Here is a 20,579-nt window from a genome sequence, read left to right as displayed (position 1 = left end):
CTCGTCAGTCGGGAACGGACGGAGGGTGCGGGACGGTTCAACCGGTCCGTGCGGTGACTTCGGATGACCCCCGGATGACCCCCGGATGAACCCCGACGAGGGGGAGGCGCGTTGACCACTGCGACAAGGAGGAAGCGGAGGAACGGGGGAAAGGTGTGCGCGCGTACGGATGCCCGCCGGGTCGCCGGTCGGACCGGTCCGGCCGGTCGCCGGGGTGGGCGAGGCGGTGTGCGCACGCCCGTCGGGGTGGTGCCGGAGGGAGAGCGGTGTACGAGGACAAGGACGGGGACGAGGAGGCGTACGAGGTGCGGGCGCTGCCGCGCGGGTGGCTGCCGGGCGTCGGCCCGGAGGACGGAGATCCGCTCGGCGGGGTCGTGACCGGGCTGGACGTGCCGGAGGCCACCGCGTCCGAGGTGGCGGACGCGCTCGCCCGGCTGCTCGGGCCCGCTTCCCCGGCAGACGCGCCGGGACCGGAGGCGCGGCTGATCGCGCGCGTGTTCGTGGTCGACGAGCATCCGTCGGCGGCCGGCTGGAGCGAGGGCGAGCGGCGGTCGGTGGCCGAGCTGGCCGCCGTGCTCGTGGCGCGGTACGGCGAGGAGGGTGTCGAGGCGCTCGTGCGGGAGCTGCGGGGCGAGCCGCGCGGGGACGGCTGAACCCGCCGCCGGGCGTTTCCGTTCCCCTGTCCGCCGAGGGCGTTCCGGCCTCGGCCGGACAGCAGGAAGGATACGCGGGCAGTGAGCGGTAGCGCGGTGGCGGGACTGTGCCGGTTGAGGTTCCACGGGCCGCACAAGGTGGTCGAGCTCTCCGTACCGGCCGACGTCCCCCTGGCGGACCTGTTGCCGACCATCGTCGGCTACTCCGGGGACGATCTGGACGAGAAGGCCGTCGAGGCGGGCGGCTGGGTGCTCCAGCGGCTCGGCGAGGAGCCGCTGGACGAGGAGCGGACGGCGGAGGCCCTGGGGCTGCGCGACGGCGAGCGCCTCTACCTGCGGATGCGCCGCGAGGCGCTGCCGGAGGTGCACTTCGACGACATCGTCGACGGCGTCGCGGCCGGGCTGGAGCGGCGTGGCGACGGCTGGCACCCCGCCCTCACCCACCACTTGGCGCTCGGCGTCGCGCTGCTCGCGCTGGCGGGCGGTTTCGTCCTCCTGGCCCTCTCCGGCGGCCTCGGTCCGCTGCGGGTGGTCACGGCGGCCTGCACCGGGGTCCTGCTGCTCCTCGGCGCGGGCAGCGCCGCGCGGGCGGTGGGCGACGCGGGGGCCGGTACGGCGCTCGGCGCGGCGGCGGTGCCCTATCTGGCGCTGGCCGGGACGCTGCTGCCGGCCGGGGAGAGCGACCTGACGGCCGCCCGGCTGCTCGCGGGCGGTTCGGCGGCGGCGGGCGCGTCGGTCCTGGCGCTGGCGTCCGTGGCCTGTTCGGCGCCCCTGTTCCTCGGGCTGCTCGTCACCTCGCTCGCCGCGTCGGCGGCGGGGGCGCTCGTCCTGGCGGGGCTCTCGGTCTCGCAGACCGCGGGGGCGCTGGCCGTGCTCGTGGTGGCGTTCGGGGCGTTCCTGCCCGGCTTCGCCTTCCGGCTCTCGGGGCTGAACCTGCCCGCGCTGCCGCGCCGGGCCGAGGAGTTGCAGGAGGACATCGAGCCGTACCCGGCGCAGGAGGTCATGGACCGCAGCGCCGTGGCCGACGGCTATCTGACCGCCTTCCATGTGGTGACCGGCGCCCTGTGCGCCGCCTGTCTCACGCTGATGGCGCCCTCGCCCGGCTGGGCCCCGGTGGCGCTGGCGGCCGTGCTGTCGCTGCTGCTGATCCTGCACGTCCGGGAGGTCGGCTCCCGGTGGCAGCGGCTGGCCCTGATCCTGCCGGGCGTGTACGGGCTCGTCCTGCTCGCGACCGGGTGGGCGCTCTCCCTCGGCCCGACGGGCCGGCTGGGTCTGCTGACGGGCCTGGTGGCGGCCGCCGCGGCGCTCGCGGTCTTCTCGTGGACGGTGCCGGGGCGGCGGCTGCTGCCGTACTGGGGGCGGGCCGCCGACCTGCTGCACAGTGCGCTGGCGCTGAGCCTGATCCCGCTGGCGCTGACCGAGGCCGGGGTGTTCGCGTGGGTGCGCGGGCTCACCGGCTGAGCGGCGCGCCCGGAAACACCCCCGACCCCCGACGTTCCTTTCCCCTCCCCCTCAGGAGTTCACATGCAGTCCAGACGCGACCAGGTGCAGGCCCACCTGTTCGTGATGAGCAGGCTCGGGGCCGGGATGCTGCGGGGCGAGCCCGACGCGCTGGACCTCCCGACCCGGCGGACCACCCGAGGGGTGCGTACCGGACTGTTCATCGCTGTGATCATCGCCCTGGTCGTGGGCCTGTACGGGGCGATCAAGCCGGGCGGTGCGAAGGGCTGGGCCAAGCCGGGGACCCTGGTGGTGGTCAAGGAGACGGGTGCCCGGTATCTGTTCGTCGGCGGGGAGCTGCGGCCGGTGCTCAACCAGGCCAGTGCCCGGCTGGTGGCCGGGGGGAAGATGACCGTCACGCAGGTCGGCCTCAAGTCGCTGGGGGCGGTGCCGCGCGGCGGGCCGGTGGGGATCGTGGGCGCGCCGGACGGGCTTCCGGCCGCGTCCGCGCTGGCCCGGGGCGACTGGCTGGTGTGCGCTCTGGTGGCGGCCACGGCGACGGGGCGGCCCGGCCCGGTGGTGTCGGTGGCCGTCGGTCCGACGGGCGCGGGGCGGGCGCTGGGCCCCGGGCAGGGGGTTCTGGTGACCGTCTCGGACGGCACCGACCACCTGCTGTGGCAGGGGCGGCGGCTGCGGCTGGGCGCGGGCGCGGGGACGGCGCTCGGCTACGGCACGGCCACCCCGTTCCCGGTGGGGTCGTCCTACCTCAACTCCCTTCCCGCCGGGCCCGATCTGGCCCTGCCGGAGATCGCGGGGCGGGGTACGCCCGGTCCCGCACTGGCCGGGCGGGAGACCCGGATCGGCCAGCTCTTCACGGGCCCGGGCGACGAGCCGTACGTCCTGACCGGGAAGGGCCTGGCGGCGCTCGACCGCACCCGGTTCGAGCTCCTGCGCGGCGACCCGCGCACGCAGCGGGAGGCGTACGCGGGGGCGCCGGCGGTCGCTGTGGCGGTGGGCGCCGCCGATCTGGCCGCCCACCCGGCGCCGGCCGGGACCCTGCCGGACGAGGGCCTTCCGGCGGCGCCGCCGGAGCTGGTGGAGCCGGGTGCCGGGCAGGGCGTGTGCACGGCGGTGCGGCCTTCGGCGGACGGCGGTCCCGCCACCCTGGTGACCGTGGCCGACGCGGCGGCGGTCGCGGGCCGGCCGGTGACGCCCCAGCCGGGCGTGACGGCGGCGTGCGGCGCGGCGGACCTGGTCTCCGTGCGGCCCGGTGGCGGCGCGTTGGTGCGGGCGCTGTCCGGGGCGGGCGCGGCCGGGACGACGTATCTGGTCGCGGACAACGGCGTGAAGTACCCGCTGCCGACGCCGGAGTCCGCGAAGGCCCTCGGCTACGCGGGCGCGGCGGCGGTGGGGGTGCCCGCGACGCTGTTGACCATGCTGCCGTCGGGGCCGGCCCTGGACCCGGCGGCACTGGCGGCGGCGGGGGTGGTCGACGCGACCGCGGGCGTGCCGGCTCCGGTCTGTCCCGGGACGGACGCGAAGGGCGTGGCGGGTGTGGCGGGCGTGACCACCGGCGCCGAGAGGGCGGTGAACCCCGCGCCGTGAACGGCCCGTTCCCCTGCCGGGAACCCCACCGACCGTACGATCGAAGGAGCTCAGGTGACCGACATTCCCCACGACAGTCTCAAGGTCTCGTCAGCGGTACTCACCCAGACCCTCAACGAGCTGGAGGGGCACCTCCAGACGATGGAGCGGGCCTACGCCCAGTCCGAGGACATCGCGCAGCAGGTGGCGCAGAGCATGCGGTCCGCCGCCGGCACCAAGTTCATCGCGAAGATCGAGAGCTGGCAGCACGGTTACCGCACGGTGATGGCCGAGTACAAGGACCTCCTGGACGCCGTCGGCACCACCAGCAAGGTCATGGCGGACACCGCCGGTGAGGCGGAGGCCAACATGGACCTGTGGAGCGGCGACGTCTACGACATCCTCAGCAAGTGATCCCGGGCGGCGCGCCCCCTCTCGCCCTTCCCCTCCTTCCCTCTCTTCACTCTTCTCCGTAAGGAACGCGCATGAGCGAAATGGACATGGACATCAAGCATGGCGCGCTCGAGGACGCCAATGCCCAGATGAAGCAGGTCGCCGCCACCATGAACTCGGCCCTGGAGACCGTCGTGCAGCGTCTCGACGCCATCCGGTCCGAGTTCACCGGTGAGGCGGCCAAGGAGTTCGCGGAGTTCAAGCAGGCCGTGAACAGCCTGGACGCCGGCCTGTCGCAGCAGTTCGACAAGGGCGCGAACCTGCTGGCGGACGCCCACGGCATCATCCGCAACGGCGACCGCAAGAGCGCCTACCTGTTCCAGCGCTGAGTCCCGCCCCGGAACCCGGCCCGCCGCCCTTCGACGGCGCGCCGGGTTCCGTCGTTCCCGGGTCCGTTTGAACCCCGGGGGCGGGGCCTGCGTTCTCCGTGCCGGACCGCATACGGCAGAGACAGGACAGGAGAGGTCCCATGGCGACCAACAGCACGGACCCCGACGACACAGAGGACGACGGCAGCTCCACCACGGTCACGGAGGACGTCCTGCTGGCCAAGGCGACGCAGTTCGAGAAGCTGATGAAGGAACTCACCTCGGACACGGTCCTGCTGTCGCTCCCCGACTGGACGTCCAAGCAGTCCAACGGCGACTACGGCCTGATCCTGCCGGGCAACGCGAAGGAGCTGAACAGCGCCGCCCGCGTCCAGGCGGGGTTCGCCGCGCTGTCCGCGCAGCTGGAGGGCGCGCTCGACAAACTCCAGGCCATCGCCAAGAGCGGCAGCCTCAATCTGCGGAGCGTCAAGGAGATCCTCGGTGACGCGGCCGGGGACTCCGTGGACGTGACCGAGATGTGGGAGATCCTCGGCATGATCCAGCGGGACGGGCAGCAGTCCAGCGGCGCCGGCTCCTCCCCCTCCAAGTAGACCCGCCCCCACCTGAAAGAGGAGTTCGGCGCAACCATGGCGGACAAGAAGTGGACCTGGGAGGACGGCCTCAAGGTCTTCATGGACACCACCGGGGCCCTGACGACACGGGAGGCGGTGGCCGGGGCGGGTTCTCAGGACTGGTCCGACTTCGGCACCTTCCGCATCGAGAAGAACGTCCCCCTCACCAAGGACTACAGCACGATCTTCGACTTCTACTGGGACTTCACCTCCACCTACGGCAACAACACCGCCCGGTTCGTGGTGGGTTTCAGCTCCAACTGGAAGGGCTACTTCGACGAGCCCAAGTCCCCGTACAACCTGTTCCTGAACGAGCCGTACAAGGCGCTGGGGCCGTTGGTGAACGGGAGTTCGTCCGCGAAGACGGACATCGTCAACTCCTTCACGTTCGAGAACGCGAAGAACCAGCTGGACGGGGTGGTCAAGTGGATCGAGGAGTGGATTCCGCTCATCAAGGGCTGGGGCGAGGACCTGGAGTCCGAGGGGAGCGAGTGGCGGGGCAGTGCCGCCGGCTCGTTCAAGAAGTTCGTCGACGTCATCCACATGGAGATGAACAAGGTCAGGCTGGACATCACCACGCCGAACAACTGCGTCACCCTGCTGGCGGACGCCAAATCCGCGCTCGAAGGCGCCTCCTGGGGGATGTACAACGGGTTCGAGCACTGGCGGAAGCTGCGCAGCCTCCTGATAAAGAGCGACGGCGAGCAACACGACTACTCGGCCATGAACGGAGTGGAGTTGCTGCGCGCCGAGTTCTACGCCCTCATGGACGGCTCGACGCTCCACGTCACCTGGACGACGACCACGGCGTCGTACGGGAACGGCTACACGGCCACCCCCTACGCCACCTTCGACAAAATCCTCGACAACACCGGGAAGGACGTCAGTCCCCCCGACTGGGTCAGGGCGGTCGAGCGGAAGGCGAAGGACGCGTGGCTGAACTCGGTCGCCTACCTGGACAACATCGCGACGACCAACGTCAACGCCATGGACAGCGCCTACCTCCCGCTCGCGTCCGCCCTTGAGGAGGGCGTCTACCAGCCGAACTTCACCCTGCCGAGCGGTGCGGGCGGCGCCGGTGGCGGCGCCGGCGGAGGTGGAGGCGGGGGCGGCCTGCCGGACGGCCTGCCCGACGGGAAGGGCGGGGGCGAAGGCGGTACCGGCGGCGGGGGCGGGGGCGGGGGCGGGGGCGGCATCAAGGTCCCCGACGTGACCGGCGGCAAGGAAGGCGGCTCGGGCGGCAAGAAGCCCGGTGGTCTCCCTGACGTCCCCAAGGTCCCCCCGATCTCCGTCCCCAGCACCTCGAACGGGTCGCAGGGCGCGGGGCCGGGCACGGGCGGCGGCAACGTCCCGCTGCTCGACAAGAACGGCAAGCCCGTCGTCGGTGCGGACGGCAAGCCCGTCATGGTGCCGCCGGGCTCCCGCATCGGCAAGGACGGCAAGGTCTACGACGCGAAGGGCAATCCGGTCCTGGGCGCGGGCGGCAAGCAGGTCGTCGCGCCGCCCGGCGGCAAGGTGGGGACGCCGCAGCCGCCCGCCCGCGAGGAGAACCAGACGGGTGGAACGCCGGGCGCCGGCTACGACCGGATCCGGCTTCCCGAGGGCGCGAAGGTCCTGGCGGACGGCAGCGTGGTCGACGCCAAGGGCAAGCCGCTGCTCGACTCCAACGGCAACCCCTACGTGCTGCCCAAGGGGGCCACCCTCAAGGACGGCGTCGTCGTCGACGCGAGCGGCAACCCGATCAGCCGCAGCCACCAGCTGCTCACCAACGCCGAACACGCCCTCTCCACCCGTCCCGAGCAGAAGAACCCCACCATCGGCGGTCCGGGCGGCGGGAAGCCCGGCGTGGACGGGCCCGGTTCCGGTACCGGAACCGGCGGAGGCGGCGGCGGCGGCCGCAAGTTCGACCTGGGCGGCCTCGGTTCGGACGGCGGCGCGGGGTCGAAGGGCGTCACCTCGGTCGTCGGCGGCACGGGCGGGACCGGCGAGCGGGTCGCCCGGATGCTCGGCGGCGGCCCGGAGGGCTCGCAGGCCACCGCCTCCTCCGACGGCCGGCAGCCGGGCGGCGGGACGGGAACCGGCACCGGAGGCGGAAGCGGTACGGGCGGTGGCACGGGCACGGGCGGTGGCACGCAGACCGCGCAGCCCCCGATGATGCCGCCGATGAGCCCCGGCGCGGCCGGCGGCGGCCAGCCCAACCAGGGCAATGACCGGCAGCGCACCACCTGGCTCACCGAGGACGAGGACACCTGGGGCACCGACACCGGCTCCGTCAGCGGGGTCATCGGCCGCTGACACCCGCCCGCCCACGACGACCACGCCTCTCCCCCTTCATGAAAGGCGGCCCCATGGCCATCGACTTCGAGAGCATCCTCAAGGACGCGATGTCGGCCCTGCACGACCAGCGGGACAAGATGCTCGCGGCCAAACACGAACTGGACGCGGCGACCGCGTCCGCCACCTCCAAGGACCACATGGTGTCGGTGACGGTCGGCCCCCAGGGCCAGGTGGTCTCGATGACCTTCCACACCAAGGCGTACCAGTCGATGGCACCGGCCGAACTGGCCGCCGCGCTCGTCACCGTCCTCAACGAGGCGCGGGCCAGGATGGGCAGCCAGGTCATCGAACGCATCAAGGGCTTCGAGGACTTCGGCGGACACCTGCGCAGCGTGACGGGGCTCGTCGGCACGCCCGTCGAGATGGACGAACTCCTCAAGCCGCTGCGGTCGATGGCCCCGTCCTTCGGCCTGGAGGAGTCCTTGGAGGAGGCGAAGGCGGCCCGGCAGGAGGAGTTCGCGGCCGAGGAGCCGACGCCTCGCCGCCCGTCCGAACAGCAGGCGAAGCAGGACGATTTCGCCACCGAGTCCGAGAGTCGTATCCCCGCCGGGAAGCAGGAGGAGTTCAGTGGCTGACGACCTGAAGGTCCTGAGCGACCTGAAGAACAAGTTCGCCCACTACGAGGACTACCAGCGCTGCCTCACCGATCTCAGCCGGGCGATCGTGGAGATCAACCGGATCAACAAGGAGTCCGCGGGCCAGGACGAGATCGGCAAGACCTACCACCAGCAGGTCGACAAGCCCACCGAGAACCTGACCGAGACCCTCGCGTACCTCAGCAAGCGGCTGGGCGCGGTGACGGACGCCGGGAAGGAGACGTCCGACACGATGGCGAAGTCGGACGAGGAGGCAGGGTCCCAGGCGGACGGCTTCTGAGGCAGGCCGGCCCGGGGGACGGCTTCTGAGGTCGGTCGGCCCGGGGGACGGCTTCTGAGGTCGGTCGGCCCGGGCGGGCGGCGGGCGAGCCTTCCTCTGAACCGCTCGGACGGCTGTCCCCGTTCTCCCGGGCACAGCCGTCCGCCGATCAGAGGACCTCCACGTCATGGCCATCAACCCGCCGGAAGGGATCGCCGACTTCCTCGCCTTCGTGTCGGGCATGGAGTGGCCCGAGGCCGACGAGGACCTCATGCGGCGGGTGTCGGAGCACTACGGTTCCATCGCGCGGGACCTGGAGACACTGTCCGGGTACGTCATCGAGCTCATCCCGATCGTCAAGAACGACTTCGACGGCGAGGCCGCCGACTCGTTCCTGGTCGCGATGAGGGACCTGACGGGCCAGACGGCGGGCGCGAACCAGCTGGAGCAGACGGCGGAGCTGTCCCGTCAGCTGTCCGAGGTGGCGTTGAAGGTCGCCAACCAGGTCGAGTACACGAAGATCATGGCGATCCTCCAGCTCGTGCAGCTGCTGGCCGAGATCCTGTTCGCCACCCTCTTCTCGCCCTTCACCTTCGGCGCGGTGTGGGGCCCGGTGTCGGCGCTGTTCGCGGCGACCCGCGAGGGCCTCCACCAGCTCCTCCGGTGGCTGCTCCAGACGATCATCAGCCAGACCTTCATCGGCATCATCGGCGGCATCTTCCAGGACACGGTGATCCAGCTCTACCAGCTCAACGCGGGCCACACCACGAGCTGGAACACGGAGTCGCTGCTCGACTCCATCAAGCAGGGCGCGCTGAGCGGCGTGGTCGCCGGTCCGCTGGAGATCCTCTCCCACTACGGCGGCAACCTGCTCGGCAGGCTCCTCGGCGGCAAGACCCCCGGCTCGATCATCAGCAAGCGGGTCGACGACGTGCTGAACAAGATCGACGACAAGCTGGACGACATCACGCCGAACCCGAAGCCCGACGTTCCGACGGGCGGGGCGGGCGCGGCGGGAGGGGCGGGAGGGGCGGGATCGAAGTCGAAGCTGGACGACCTCGCGTCCAAGACGGACAAGGACCTGCCGCCGACCCCGCCCAACAAGGCGCCGAACGACGTGACGCCTCCCCCGGTCCCGCCGAAGACCGTCGGCGACGGCATCGTGCCCCCGCCCGCCACCGGCAGGCCGAAGCCGGAGACGCCGGGCGGCGCCACGGCCAAGGACAAGCCGAACGCGCCCGCGACGGGGACGACGGGGGCTCCCGCCCCGGGCAAGGGGAACACTCCGACCACGGGCAAGGGAGACGTCCCGACGACGGGCAAGGGAGGCGCACCCACCACAGGCAAGAGCGACGTCCCGACGACGGGCAAGGGCGACATACCCACCACGGGCAAGGGAGACGCTCCGGCCACCGGCAAGACGGACACGCCCGCCACGGGCAAGGCCGACGTTCCGGCCGCGAACAAGACGGAGACCGTCGGCGGCAACGAGGCCCCCGGCGCGGGCAAGGCCACCGCCGGGGACACGCCGTCGGCGGGGGCGTCCGCCAAGGCCCCCGACGCGTCGACGGCCGGCCGGGCCGTGGGCGACGCCGGGACCCCGCTGGACGACCTCCTCGCCACCAAGGAGGCCCGGTCGGCCTTCGCCAAGGACGTCGGCGAACTCCTCGGCGGCGTCAGCCGCAATCTGGAGACCGGGTTCATGCGGTTCGGCGAGGGCACCATCGCGGACTCGTTCTCCAAGAAGATGGGCGACGTCTTCTCCGAGCACCTCGGGAAAGCGGGTGCCAGGGAGGCGGGCGAGGCGTTCGGAGAGATGCTGACCCGCAAGTGGGTCCGGCTCGGCGCGGACCACACCGAGCTGCCCGAGCTGCTCACCAAGGCGATGGGGGACTTCGGCCGGCTGGCGCCGCTCAAGAGTCTCGCCGACTCGATGCCGAACCTGTTCGCCCGCTCCGAGCACAGCAACACCCTGGCCCGTATCTTCAAGCAGGAGAACCCGCTCCAGGGCAACCCGATGTACCAGCTCGGCGGAGCCGTCGCGTCCCTCCTCAACGAGGGCACGAACGAGATGCTGAGCGAGGGCTTCTACAACCTGATCTTCGGCGACGGCACGTTCACGGTCAGCGGCGGCCCGTTCGCCGCCGGCGTGGCCATGGGCGCGCTGAGCCACGGCCTGCACCGGGCGTTCGAACCGATCATGGTGAGGTACCAGAACTGGGTCCTCAGCCACCAGCACGCCGAGAACCCGCACGACAGCAAGTACTTCGGGCTGCTGCACCCCATCAACATCGCCTCGTTCGTGGCGAACATGACGGGCAACCCGGCACCGTGGCCGGTCCCCCGCCCCACTTCCGAGGTGCAGGACCCGAGCTTCACCCGTGACATGAAGGACATGGTGAAGTGGGTCTTCTCCAACCCCATCACCGGCACCCCCTTCTTCGCCGACCTGCCCCAGCGGCCGGACGTCACGGTCGAGAGCGACGGTGGCGGTGCCTTCACGCCGCTCGATCTGGACCTGGGTCCGTCGTTCGGCGACGAGATCGCCAAGGACCCGCTGTTCCGGACCGAGTCCGACGGTGACACGTCCACGGACGACGGCGGGAAGAAGGAGGGTGAGGAGGGCTCGGACACGGCCGTCGAGCCGTCCCGGGCCACCGTCTCGTCGGACCTCTCCTCCCTGCTGGGCGGCGACACGGAGAGCCTGACCCCGGACCTGACCGACCAGAACCAGGACCAGGACCAGGCCACGGCCCGCCCCGTGACCCAGGGCGGCGGCGACCGGTTCACCACATCCGTACCGCAGGAGACCGGTTCCCCCTCACGTACGGAGGTGCCGGCGCAGGCCGAGGCGACGACGGGCCCCCGGCCCCACCCGCTCCAGGCCGAGAAGGACAGGGCCGCCGCCGAGGGGCTCGACTACCTGCTCCCCTACGACGACACCACGGTCCCCGACAACATCACGGCCACCGACGACACCATGACCCCGGTCGGCGACGGCGACGGCAACCACCGCCCCGACGATGACGGGGGCGACGGGGGCGACGGCACCACCCCGCCGCCCGACGCCCCGGTCCGGGACATCCCCTCCGGCATCGCCGTCGGCGTCCTCACCCCCGCCCAGGCCGCCGCGCTCCAGGCGTTCCCCCCGCGCCCCGGCGTCTTCGTCGTCGGCACGCACACCGACCCCCGCACCCCCCACGACCCGGACGCCGTCCTCAAGGCCCTCACCGACGCCCACGACGACGGCAGGCTCGACGGGATCACCGAGATCCAGTTCACCGCCTGCGACCTCGCCTCCCCCGTCCACGAGAACACCGTCAGGACCGTCATGAGCGGCCTGTGGAAACACCGCGCCACGACGGGCACGACGGCCCCCGACCCGCTCACGGCCCGCGCCGCCGACGCCCCCGTCTGGTACGTGCCCACGACAGGCGGCGACACAGCGGGCGGCCACCTGCTCACGGCCCGGCACATCGGGCTCACCCCGGACGGGAAGATCGCCGTCGTGGACGAGGGCGCCTGGCACGTGTACGGCGACAGCGGCGGCCCGGACCACACACCCGTCCGTACGACCCCCGGCCCCGACGCCCTCCCCGACGACGCGGTCCGTTTCCTCTTCCGTACGCCCGCGATCGACGCGGAACACCCGGACGCCGTCAAGTTCGGCCGGAACAACGGCCTTCCGGACGCTCTGTCCCACCACCTGCCGCGCGAGCGATGGACGGCCCTGCTGTCCGATCCCGCGGCGGCGGACCTGCTCGCCGAAGTGACGGAGACCCGGCGCTCCCCGGGCGACGCCTGGCACACGATGGACGCGAGGACGTACCGGGAACTGCGGAACCGGCTGCTCGGGGACGAGGGGAACGACCTGTCGGCCGAGGCCGTCGAGGAAGCCTTCTCGGCCTACCCGCCCGAGCTCTCCACCGACGCCGCCGGACGCCTGGAAGCCGTCGTGACCCTGGTCCGGGAGCTCCACGCCGACGCGGAGGAGGGGCCGCTGACGCCGGACGTCCAGATCCTGCTGCAGCGGCTGCTCCTGGACCAGGGTTTCCCCCCGGCCCGGCTGCCCGACGCGGCCCGCGCCACGACGTTCTGGAAGAAGAACGAGACGGGCTTCCTGACGGCCGAGCTGACCCTCGGCATGGCCGATGTCACGGATGCCGGGAACGCTCCCCTCACCGGCGCACTCACGGTCGCACCGGCACCGACCCCGTCCGACGGGGCCCTGTCGGAACTGCTCCAGGACCCGGACGAGAGCCGGGGGGCCCTGCTCCGCGAGCTGCTGGACGGCGCACACCTCCCGGGGAGTCCCTGGCACACCCTGGGCAGCGAGGCGTACCTCACCCTGCGCTCCCGGGTCGAGGGCGGCCCGCTCGACGATCCCGGCACGGAGGTGCGGGAGACCCTCGACCGCGTCTTCGAGGAGTACGGGGAGGCCCTGAAGAGGGCCACCACCCGCGTGGAGCAGCTGAAGGCCGTCGCCGACACGGTCCTGACGCTGCACGCGACCGGCGGCCTCACCGGGTCGCCGGAGAACGCGCTGACCGCCCACTCCCGGTTCCTGGTCCCGCGGATGCTCCTGGACCTCGGCATCACCCCGGTACCCCTGCCGGCCAAGCTCCACGCCAAGCCGGCCTGGCAGGCGCCCAAGATCGCCAAGATGAGGAACACCCGCGTCCTGACCTTCGCGACCTCCGTCGCCCGTGCCGTCATGGACGCCCGTCCCTCCTGGTCCCGCCCGCCCACCTCGGCCCCTGCCGACGGCGGCACGCCCGAGGTCACGCCGCCGGACGACCGGGCGACCGGCACCTCCGTCCCCGCGACCTCCCCCGCGGCCTCCCCCGCGGCCTCCGGCGCGCCCGTCGCCACGCACACCCCCGCGCCGCAGGACGGCCCCGCTCGCGACGGGGACGGGGACGCGGCGCCCGAACCGGGTGACTGGCGGGCGGAACTGGACGCCCTCGGCGCGCGCACGCGGGAGGAGACCACCGCCTATCTGGTGCTCCCGGAGTCCCCGCTCGGGCTGGTGGGCCGGGCGGACCGGCTCCTGCGCACCGACGACCGGCCGTACACCACCCTCACCAAGGACCTCCCGCCCGGTACGGAGCACTGGCTGGCGGTACGGGTTCCCGCCGGGCACGCCGTCGGCACGGGGGACGGACGGCTGCTGGTCGGCAAGGACCGGCTGGCGGCGGTGACGCTCACCGGCCCGGCCGGCACGATCGGCCCGCTCCAGGCTCTCGAACGGGGTCTGCGGCCCCCGGGCAGCCCGGAACAGCCCCTGCCGCTCGCCGTGCTGAGCCGCGTCGGGCAGGCGCTGTACGCCAACCCCGGCCACGACGAGCACCACACCGTCGTCCGGACGGCGGTCCGTGAGGCGTACGCGGAGGCGTCGCGCGACGCCGAACGTGCCCTCGGCGAATACCTCACCGGGCGGGAGGACGTCCAGCGGCAGGTGCGGGCGCTGGTGGAGGCGGCCTGGAACCACTTGTCGGCCGACGAGCGCCGCAGACTCGGCACCGCGCAGAACACCGGCAGCGGGTCGGTCGGCGACGACCTCAGGACGCTGGAGGAGGTCGTCAGGAACGGGAACATCCGCGAGCGGATGCACCTGCTCGTCACCGGGGTCCACGGCCCCGTCAGGGAGCGGCTGGGGCTGAAGAAGCCGGAACCGGAGATCCTCACGCGCGAGCGGAGCGCGCACGACACGCCGGAGGCCCAGCGGATCCAGCAGGACGCCGACGTCGTCCAGAACATCAAGCGGGAACAGGAGCGGTTGCGGAAGGAGGAGGCGGACAACCCCGGCCTGGAGGCGCTGCTGCGCGCCCAGGACCACCGCAGGCGCACTGAGCTGCGGCCCGAGGAGGCCGTTCCGCCCCTCAGCGAACGCGAGCGCGTCCACGCGCTGGAGGAAGGCCGGCTGACGTGGGAGCCGGGTGAGCGGCACCGGCAGATCGCCCTGCGGACCAAGAGCCAGGTGACGGCCGAGGCGACCGGTGGTCTGATGAGCGCGGGCACGTCCAACACGACGTACTTCGCGCTGACGGTCGTCCACGCCATGGCCAAGAAGTGGAATGTCCCCGTCGATTTCCAGCTGGTGCGGCTCGCCCTGATGGCGGACATGCTCCCGATCGGCCACCACACCTTCCACGAGGTCATGACGGCGTCCGAGGCGTTCGAGCGGGACGTGCCGGCCAGGCAGCCGCGGCCCGCCGGTGCCCCGCCGTACGCCGATGTCCTGTCGTACACCGACGACTGGGGCAGGTTCCGCTCGCTCGCGCCGCTGACCGAGAACACGCTGCGGGAGGCCATGCCCGGCGGGAGGTTCCCGGACGAGGTCGCCCTGGGGCTCGAAGCCCACGAGCGGACGCCGGACACGCTGCCCGCCCCGTCGCCGGTGCGGCGCACTCTGCGCGCGCTCCCCGACAGCGAGCTGACGGTGCTCCTGGACGCGACGCCCGCTCCGACCGGCCGTGCGGCCGGGCTGCTGCGGGAGGCGCTCGGCGACGGCGGGAACACCAGCCGCGACTGGCGCCGGCTGAACGCCGACTCCTACCTGGACCTGCACGAGCGCGTCACCCGGCCGGACGACGCCGTCCAGGACCCGCAGACCGGCGTGTGGGACGAACTCGGCTCCATCATGGAACGCTGGTACGGCATGGACCCGGACGTCCCCGCGCCCGACCCCCTGCGGCAGAGCCTCGACTCCGCCTTCGACGCCTACGACACCGCCCTGGCCGGTGACCCGGGCGACGGAACCCGCCTGACGGCCCTGGCCGACCTCCTCCTGAAGCTCCGGAAGCCCGAGAACCTTCCGCCGTCGGACACCGACGTCTCCACCGCCCTCGGGGTCATGGCCCAGCGCCTCCTGGTGGACCAGGGCTATCCGCCCGCGCTGTGGGGCGAGGACGTCGGCGCACCGGACTTCTGGCCGGACGACGCTCCGTCGCTGGTGCGGAAGCTGGAGACGGCCATCGGCGAGTTCACCCGCCGCCTGCCCGTGCGGCAGACCCCCACCGGCATCGCCGTCGGCCCCATGAACGCCGCCCAGTCCAGGGTGCTCGCCTCCCTGCCGCCGCGCCCCGGTGTCTTCGTCGTCGGCACGCACACCGACCCGAACGCCCCGCACGACCCGGACGCCGTCCTCAAGGCCCTCACCGACGCCCACGACGACGGCAGGCTCGACGGGATCACCGAGATCCGGTTCACCGGCTGCGACCTGGCCGCCCCCGTCCACGAGGCCACCGTCAGGACCGTCATGAGCGGTCTGTGGAAGCACCGTGCCGCGACGGGCACGGAGAACGGTCCCCTCACCGCGCTCGCCGCCGACGCCCCCGTCTGGTACGTGCCGGGCGGCGAGGGGCTGTTCACGGCCCGCCACGTGGGCGTCACCGCCGACGGAAAGGTCACCGTCCTCGGCGACGGCGCGGACTGGCACCGCTACAGCGACACCGGCGCGCCCGGGCACACCGCCGTGAGCACCCCCGTCGGGGACGACGGGGCCCCCGCCGACGCCGTGCGCACCACGCGCGACGACGGTCCCGCGCACGAGGACGCCGTCAGGTTCGGCGACGAGGACGGGGAGACGGAGTCCTCCTCGTTCAGCATGACCTCGGCCGGTCTCGTCCCCAGACAATGGACCATCGATTTCGGCAAGGGCGAGAAGACCCTCACCGAGGAGGGCCGGACGGTCGTCCGGGGTCTCGCGAGGGAACTGTTCCCCGAGCTGGTCCGCCGCGCCTTCGGCCCTTCCCCGGACCCGCTGGACATCCGGGTCGCCGCGGGCGGCAACAACCTCTTCCCGGGAGCCGCGAAGGAGGTGGGCATGGACCGTGCCCACGCCGTCGCCGGCGCGCTGGCGACGGCGATCAGGGAGCTGGCGGTCGAACGGAACCTTCCGGAGGTGGAGCGCCTGGCCGTGTTCACCCCGACGACGCGCGGCCGTGACACCACGGGGTTCGACCTGACGGGCGACGCGTCCCCGTCGGTGCTGCGCCGCCGGGGCACGGTCCTGGCCGAGCTCCACCCGCTCCAGAGGGTTCTCGAACGGTCCGCCACGATGAACCTCGCCGAACTGGCGGTGTTCCGGCAGCTGGCGGACCTCACGGACTCCCGCCGCATGACGTTCTCGCTCGACGAGCTGGTCGGTTCGCGGGTCTACCGGACCTCCGGGGCGACCCCTCTGGAGGAGCACAACGTGGTCTTCCGGCTGGAGACCCATGAGATGGACCGGAGCACCCGACGGGACTGGGCCTCGGGCCTGGTGACCTTCACTCCCGACACGCGCGTCGAGGTGGTCTCGTTCCAGCGGACGGACTCCGGGCGCAGCCTGGTGACCCTGCGGGAGGTGCACTCCGACGACCGTGAGGACCGGTCGCTCGGGACGTCGGCGCGGGACACCCCGGCCATCGGTCTTCCCGGCGTCGGCTACGCGGGGCCGAACCGTCCCTTCGACTCCACCCTGGTCCACCACAAGGCCGAGACGGAGGTCACGGAGGAGGTCACGGACGAAGCCACGGGCGAGGTCACGGTCGTGACCAGGACGGTGAACGAGAGCCGCTACGAGTTCCGCAAGGCGCTCTACATCCACCGTGGTGAGGTGGACGTGGAGATGACGGAGAAGGGGCCGCACGTCCGCTTCTACACCGCGGTCACCAACCAGACGGCCCTGACGATCGACAGGGAGTCGGGAGACGTCACCGCCGGGTACAAGGACATCCAGCAGGACCCGGAGACCGGCAGGGTCGTCCTGGCCACCGGCCCGAACATGGGGGGCACTCTGTGGACCGGCATCGGCACCCCCGCGCGGGCCGTCGCCTGGGCCATGAAGTACAAGGCGGAGGACCCGGACGTCAACAGGCCGCTCATCCGTTCCTACCTCGTCCCCCTGCACGTCTACCACGAGATCACCTCGACGGCGGTTCCGGAAGGTGACGTCAATTCGCTCGGCGACCCCTACCGCGGCAGCGAGTCGCTCGTTCCCCAGGGGCTGCGCGAGCCCCTCGCCGTGCCGGACACCCCCGAGGGGGTGGCCTACAGGCAGAGGTCGCAGGCGCGGGAGAAGGGCTCCGCACCCGACCCGGTCGACGGTCCCACGCCCCTCACCGACCGGACCATCAACACCGATCAGCCCGGCGAGCGCAACCAGTTCGGCATCCGGGGCAGCCATCTCGCCCTGCTGCGCGAGAGCGTCCTGGCGAACTCCCTGGTCACGTACCACGAGCGGGACGACAGGCAGGACCTGACACGGGAGGACGAGGGTTCGGAGCACTCCAGGAACGGCGAGGTCCTCCACGTCGACGCCCTGCGCGACCGCCTGGGCATCCCCGGCGTCGGCGCGCCCCAGCTGAAGTCCGAATACAACCCCTGGGTCCAGAACAGGAAGCACGTCAACAGATCCGACAAGCTGAGGAGCATCTCGAACCAGCTGCGGCAGTTCTACGTCACGTGGCAGCAGTCCCGCCAGCAGCCGGCCGACCGCAGGCCGAGTCCCCTCGTGGACCCGGACGCGACCGTACTGGCGTACGACAAGCGTCTGGACTTCCTGGAGAAGTTCCTCAAGGACCACAACCAGTACCTGCGGGACGAGAACGGCGCCGAGCTCACCTTCGGGTTCCTCCGCGCGCCCGACCCCGACCCGATGTCTCCCGCCGATGACGCCGCCAGGGCGACCGTGGAGAATTTCATGGTGGACACGGCCTTGACCTGGGCCTCCCACGCCGAGATCGGCTATCTCCTGTCCCGTCAGCACCAGGAGGTCAAGGGCGACCGGAACATCAGCGACGCGCCGCTGACGCACGACTTCGACGAGATGCGGCGGCGGCGGAAGGAGGACGTCCACCTCCAGCTCCGGGCGGGCGAGGACCTCACCCGGCTCTGGCGGGAGGGCGAGCCGACCCACCGGCTGATCAACCGCCTGATCCGGGACTATCCCGAACTCTCGCTCCTGTACGGGGAGATCTGCGCGCCGAGCGAGAGGTACACCTTCTTCCAGCACGCGCAGATGGTCCTGGGCCAGTACCTCAAGCTCGCCCACCGCGACATGGACGACTCCCGGCGCGTGGTGCCCGTGGACGCGATCGTCAAGGCGATCCTCTTCCACGACATCGAGAAGGCGAACTCGAAGGTGATGTACGGGGAGGACAAGGAACCGGACCCGGACCAGGAGCCGGAGGAGAAGAAGCCGAAGAAGGGCCCGACGAAGAAGGAGCAGCACGACTACGAGGCCGAGCACCGCGGGGCCGTCGACCTCATGAGCCGGTACCGCCACCTGTGGGGCGACGTGGACGGCGACAAGGATCTGGCGCGCACGTACAGGGCGGCCGTCATGATGGTCGACTCCGACCCCTTCGGTTTCTACTACCGGAAGAAGCACCACGCCAAGGACACCCCCAACCGCGACGCGACGTTCCACTGGATCGTCGAGGCGTACATGCGGCTGCGGGGCAAGCCCCTGCTGACGTCCGACGGCATCACGCGCCGGCTGGCCACTCTGGACGACGGGGACACCGAGGGCGTCCGGAGGCTGTTCCACGAGTTCCACCAGTACTACCAGGCGGACTTCTCCTCCTACACGAGGTACAGCGGGTACCGCGACTACGAGGCCCCGGAGAGGACGAGGCAGGGGGAGACCCCGCGCCCGGAGAACCCCGGCGTGTTCGGGGCCGCTCCCCGGCAGCCCGCCAAGGAGATGACCGGCAAGGAGACGTTCACCCAGCAGTTCGTCTCCGACGAGGGTCAGGAGCCCCTGGACCCGGGAAACCCCTACGGCACCGGTCCCCGGACGGCCGGGACCTCCCCGGTGGGCGAGGAGCACGGTCTGCGGTTCGTCTTCGACACGAAGTACGAGACCATGTACGCCGAGATCGCGAAGATGTTCGCCAGTGACGAGGACGTCAGGGCCAACTTCCGGCGCGTCGGCGGAGAGCGGATGCGCTCCGAGGCGAAGGCCCTCGGCGACGAGGCGAACGCGAAACCGCCGGCACCCGAGGCGGTGCCCGCCGGGGACGGCGGCACCCCGCGGACGGATCAGGACGGGAACGAGGACGCGCCCGTCGACCTGCTGGACGGCGAGGACGACGACCTGCTGGGCTTCATGGAGTTCGGGAACGGCAAGGCCCCCGTCCCCACCGCTCCGCGGTCCTCCGCCGAGCAGATCGACGAGCTCGTCGTGTCGCTCACCCGCTCCCACCAGGGCAACGACATCCACCACCTCGTCGACCCCCACACCGGCCCGGCCCAGGCGGACCGTATCCGCGGCGCCGTCGGACGGTTCCCCCGGGACGACCGGTTCTTCACGCTCGCCAGTCACATCGCGGGGACCGACGGCGCGCCCACCTGGCGCGGGCAGCGGGTCACCGCCGGTGAGCTGGCCGTCGTGCTGTCCCGGCTCGCCGACGACGGGGTGTGGGACACCGCCAGGCCGCTGCAGTTCGCCGCCTGCGGTCTGGGCGAGAACATGGAGCGGTCGTACGCCGCCGACACGCTGCGCGCGCTGCGGGAGCTGCGGCCCGGCCTGCCGCTCACCGCGTACGCGCCCCGGTCCACCCTGTGGTTCGTACCGTCGGTGACCGGCCCGTTCACCACGGACACCACCGGTCCCGGCCACACGGCCGTGGCCCGGAAGGTCCGGGGCGCCGACGGTACGCCCCGCCTTGTCCCCGGCCACTGGGTCAAGCTGACCCTGGCGACGGGCAGGGACGCCGCTGTCGGGACGACGCTCCTCGGCGCCCACATTCCGCCCGACGGCCGGCTCTCGCCCGATGGCGTGCCGGCGACGACTGGGGCGCCCGACGGCTACCCCGGCTCCGTGCCCTCGGTGCTCGCGGGTGACGCCGGGAGTCATCACGTCATGCTCCAGGGTGACGCCCGGCCCGACCGGCGGGACGCCGGCATACGGCGTGCCGTGGACGCGAACCTCGACCACTACGGGCCGGAGCTGGAAGCGGTCGCGGAGAAGCTGGAGCACGCCGACCCCGGGCGCGCGGAGCCCCGTACGGTGCTGGCGCGTGCCCTGGCCGACCTGCGTCGGGTGCGGGAGGAAGGGGGCGACCCCGCCGCCCTGGCGCGGGCCTGGGCCGAGGCGGTGCGGGCCTTCGCGGCCGAGGCCGGGGACGAGTACGGGTCCCCGGAGGGCGACGGGCACCTGCGCCTGGGCCGACCGGCCGCCGCCGCCGTCACCGCCGTCACCCTGCCGTCCGTGGACTGGTCGTTCTGATCCGCCCGCGCCCGGTCTGAACCGTGCCCGGCGTCCCGTACGTTCCCCCGGGAGCGTGCGGCCGCCGGGCCGCCGGGCCGCCCCGACCCGCCCCGAC

The 20,579-nt window shown here is 72.3% G+C and carries 10 protein-coding genes; all 10 read left to right on the top strand.

What is annotated here, in order from left to right; genetic code table 11:
- Positions 1–266: 266 nt before the first annotated feature.
- The 10 genes from ACIA5F_RS24430 (at position 267) to ACIA5F_RS24385 (ending at position 20,482) form a co-directional block, all read left to right on the top strand.
- Positions 267–653 carry a hypothetical protein gene (locus ACIA5F_RS24430; protein WP_399356379.1) on the top strand — a complete coding sequence of 129 codons (387 nt, stop codon included), beginning with the start codon at positions 267–269 and terminating at the stop codon, positions 651–653.
- A gap of 81 nt (positions 654–734) precedes the next feature.
- A complete protein-coding gene (eccD, locus tag ACIA5F_RS24425; RefSeq protein WP_399356377.1) occupies positions 735–2,114 on the top strand; it encodes a type VII secretion integral membrane protein EccD in 1,380 nt (459 codons plus the stop codon).
- Positions 2,115–2,177: 63 nt separating this feature from the next.
- Positions 2,178–3,698 (top strand): type VII secretion protein EccB, encoded by a 1,521-nt coding sequence (gene eccB / locus ACIA5F_RS24420; RefSeq protein ID WP_399356375.1) that lies wholly within the window; start codon positions 2,178–2,180, stop codon positions 3,696–3,698.
- Between the two features lie 54 nt (positions 3,699–3,752).
- On the top strand, positions 3,753–4,091 hold the full coding sequence (locus tag ACIA5F_RS24415; protein ID WP_399356373.1) for a hypothetical protein: 339 nt from the start codon (positions 3,753–3,755) through the stop codon (positions 4,089–4,091).
- Between the two features lie 86 nt (positions 4,092–4,177).
- Positions 4,178–4,459, top strand: a complete 282-nt coding sequence (locus ACIA5F_RS24410; protein WP_399356371.1) for a WXG100 family type VII secretion target — start codon at positions 4,178–4,180, stop codon at positions 4,457–4,459.
- Positions 4,460–4,599: 140 nt separating this feature from the next.
- The gene (locus ACIA5F_RS24405) at positions 4,600–5,049 is read left to right on the top strand and encodes a hypothetical protein (protein WP_399356369.1); all 450 of its coding nucleotides are present in this window, start codon (positions 4,600–4,602) and stop codon (positions 5,047–5,049) included.
- Between the two features lie 36 nt (positions 5,050–5,085).
- The gene (locus tag ACIA5F_RS24400) at positions 5,086–7,365 is read left to right on the top strand and encodes a hypothetical protein (RefSeq protein WP_399356367.1); all 2,280 of its coding nucleotides are present in this window, start codon (positions 5,086–5,088) and stop codon (positions 7,363–7,365) included.
- Between the two features lie 53 nt (positions 7,366–7,418).
- Positions 7,419–7,982: a YbaB/EbfC family nucleoid-associated protein gene (locus tag ACIA5F_RS24395; protein WP_399356365.1), complete on the top strand. Its 564-nt coding sequence runs from the start codon at positions 7,419–7,421 to the stop codon at positions 7,980–7,982.
- Entirely contained in the window at positions 7,975–8,283 is a 309-nt protein-coding gene (locus tag ACIA5F_RS24390) for a hypothetical protein (protein WP_399356363.1), read from the top strand. Before ACIA5F_RS24395 ends, ACIA5F_RS24390 begins: the two co-directional genes overlap by 8 nt.
- 166 nt (positions 8,284–8,449) lie before the next feature.
- Positions 8,450–20,482 (top strand): hypothetical protein, encoded by a 12,033-nt coding sequence (locus ACIA5F_RS24385; protein WP_399356361.1) that lies wholly within the window; start codon positions 8,450–8,452, stop codon positions 20,480–20,482.
- The last annotated feature ends 97 nt before the right edge of the window (positions 20,483–20,579 follow it).

It is taken from the genome of Streptomyces sp. NPDC051567, assembly GCF_044454165.1.
GTDB lineage: Bacteria > Actinomycetota > Actinomycetes > Streptomycetales > Streptomycetaceae > Streptomyces.
Note: the sequence above shows the minus strand (reverse complement) of the source record. Positions and strands in the feature narration are given on the sequence as shown.

Coding starts and splice junctions, on each gene's coding strand:
- ACIA5F_RS24400 (WP_399356367.1), top strand. CDS start 5,086: ATGGCGGACAAGAAGTGGACCTGGGAGGACGGCCTCAAGGTCTTCATG.
- ACIA5F_RS24410 (WP_399356371.1), top strand. CDS start 4,178: ATGGACATCAAGCATGGCGCGCTCGAGGACGCCAATGCCCAGATGAAG.
- ACIA5F_RS24405 (WP_399356369.1), top strand. CDS start 4,600: ATGGCGACCAACAGCACGGACCCCGACGACACAGAGGACGACGGCAGC.
- eccB (WP_399356375.1), top strand. CDS start 2,178: ATGCAGTCCAGACGCGACCAGGTGCAGGCCCACCTGTTCGTGATGAGC.
- ACIA5F_RS24395 (WP_399356365.1), top strand. CDS start 7,419: ATGGCCATCGACTTCGAGAGCATCCTCAAGGACGCGATGTCGGCCCTG.
- ACIA5F_RS24385 (WP_399356361.1), top strand. CDS start 8,450: ATGGCCATCAACCCGCCGGAAGGGATCGCCGACTTCCTCGCCTTCGTG.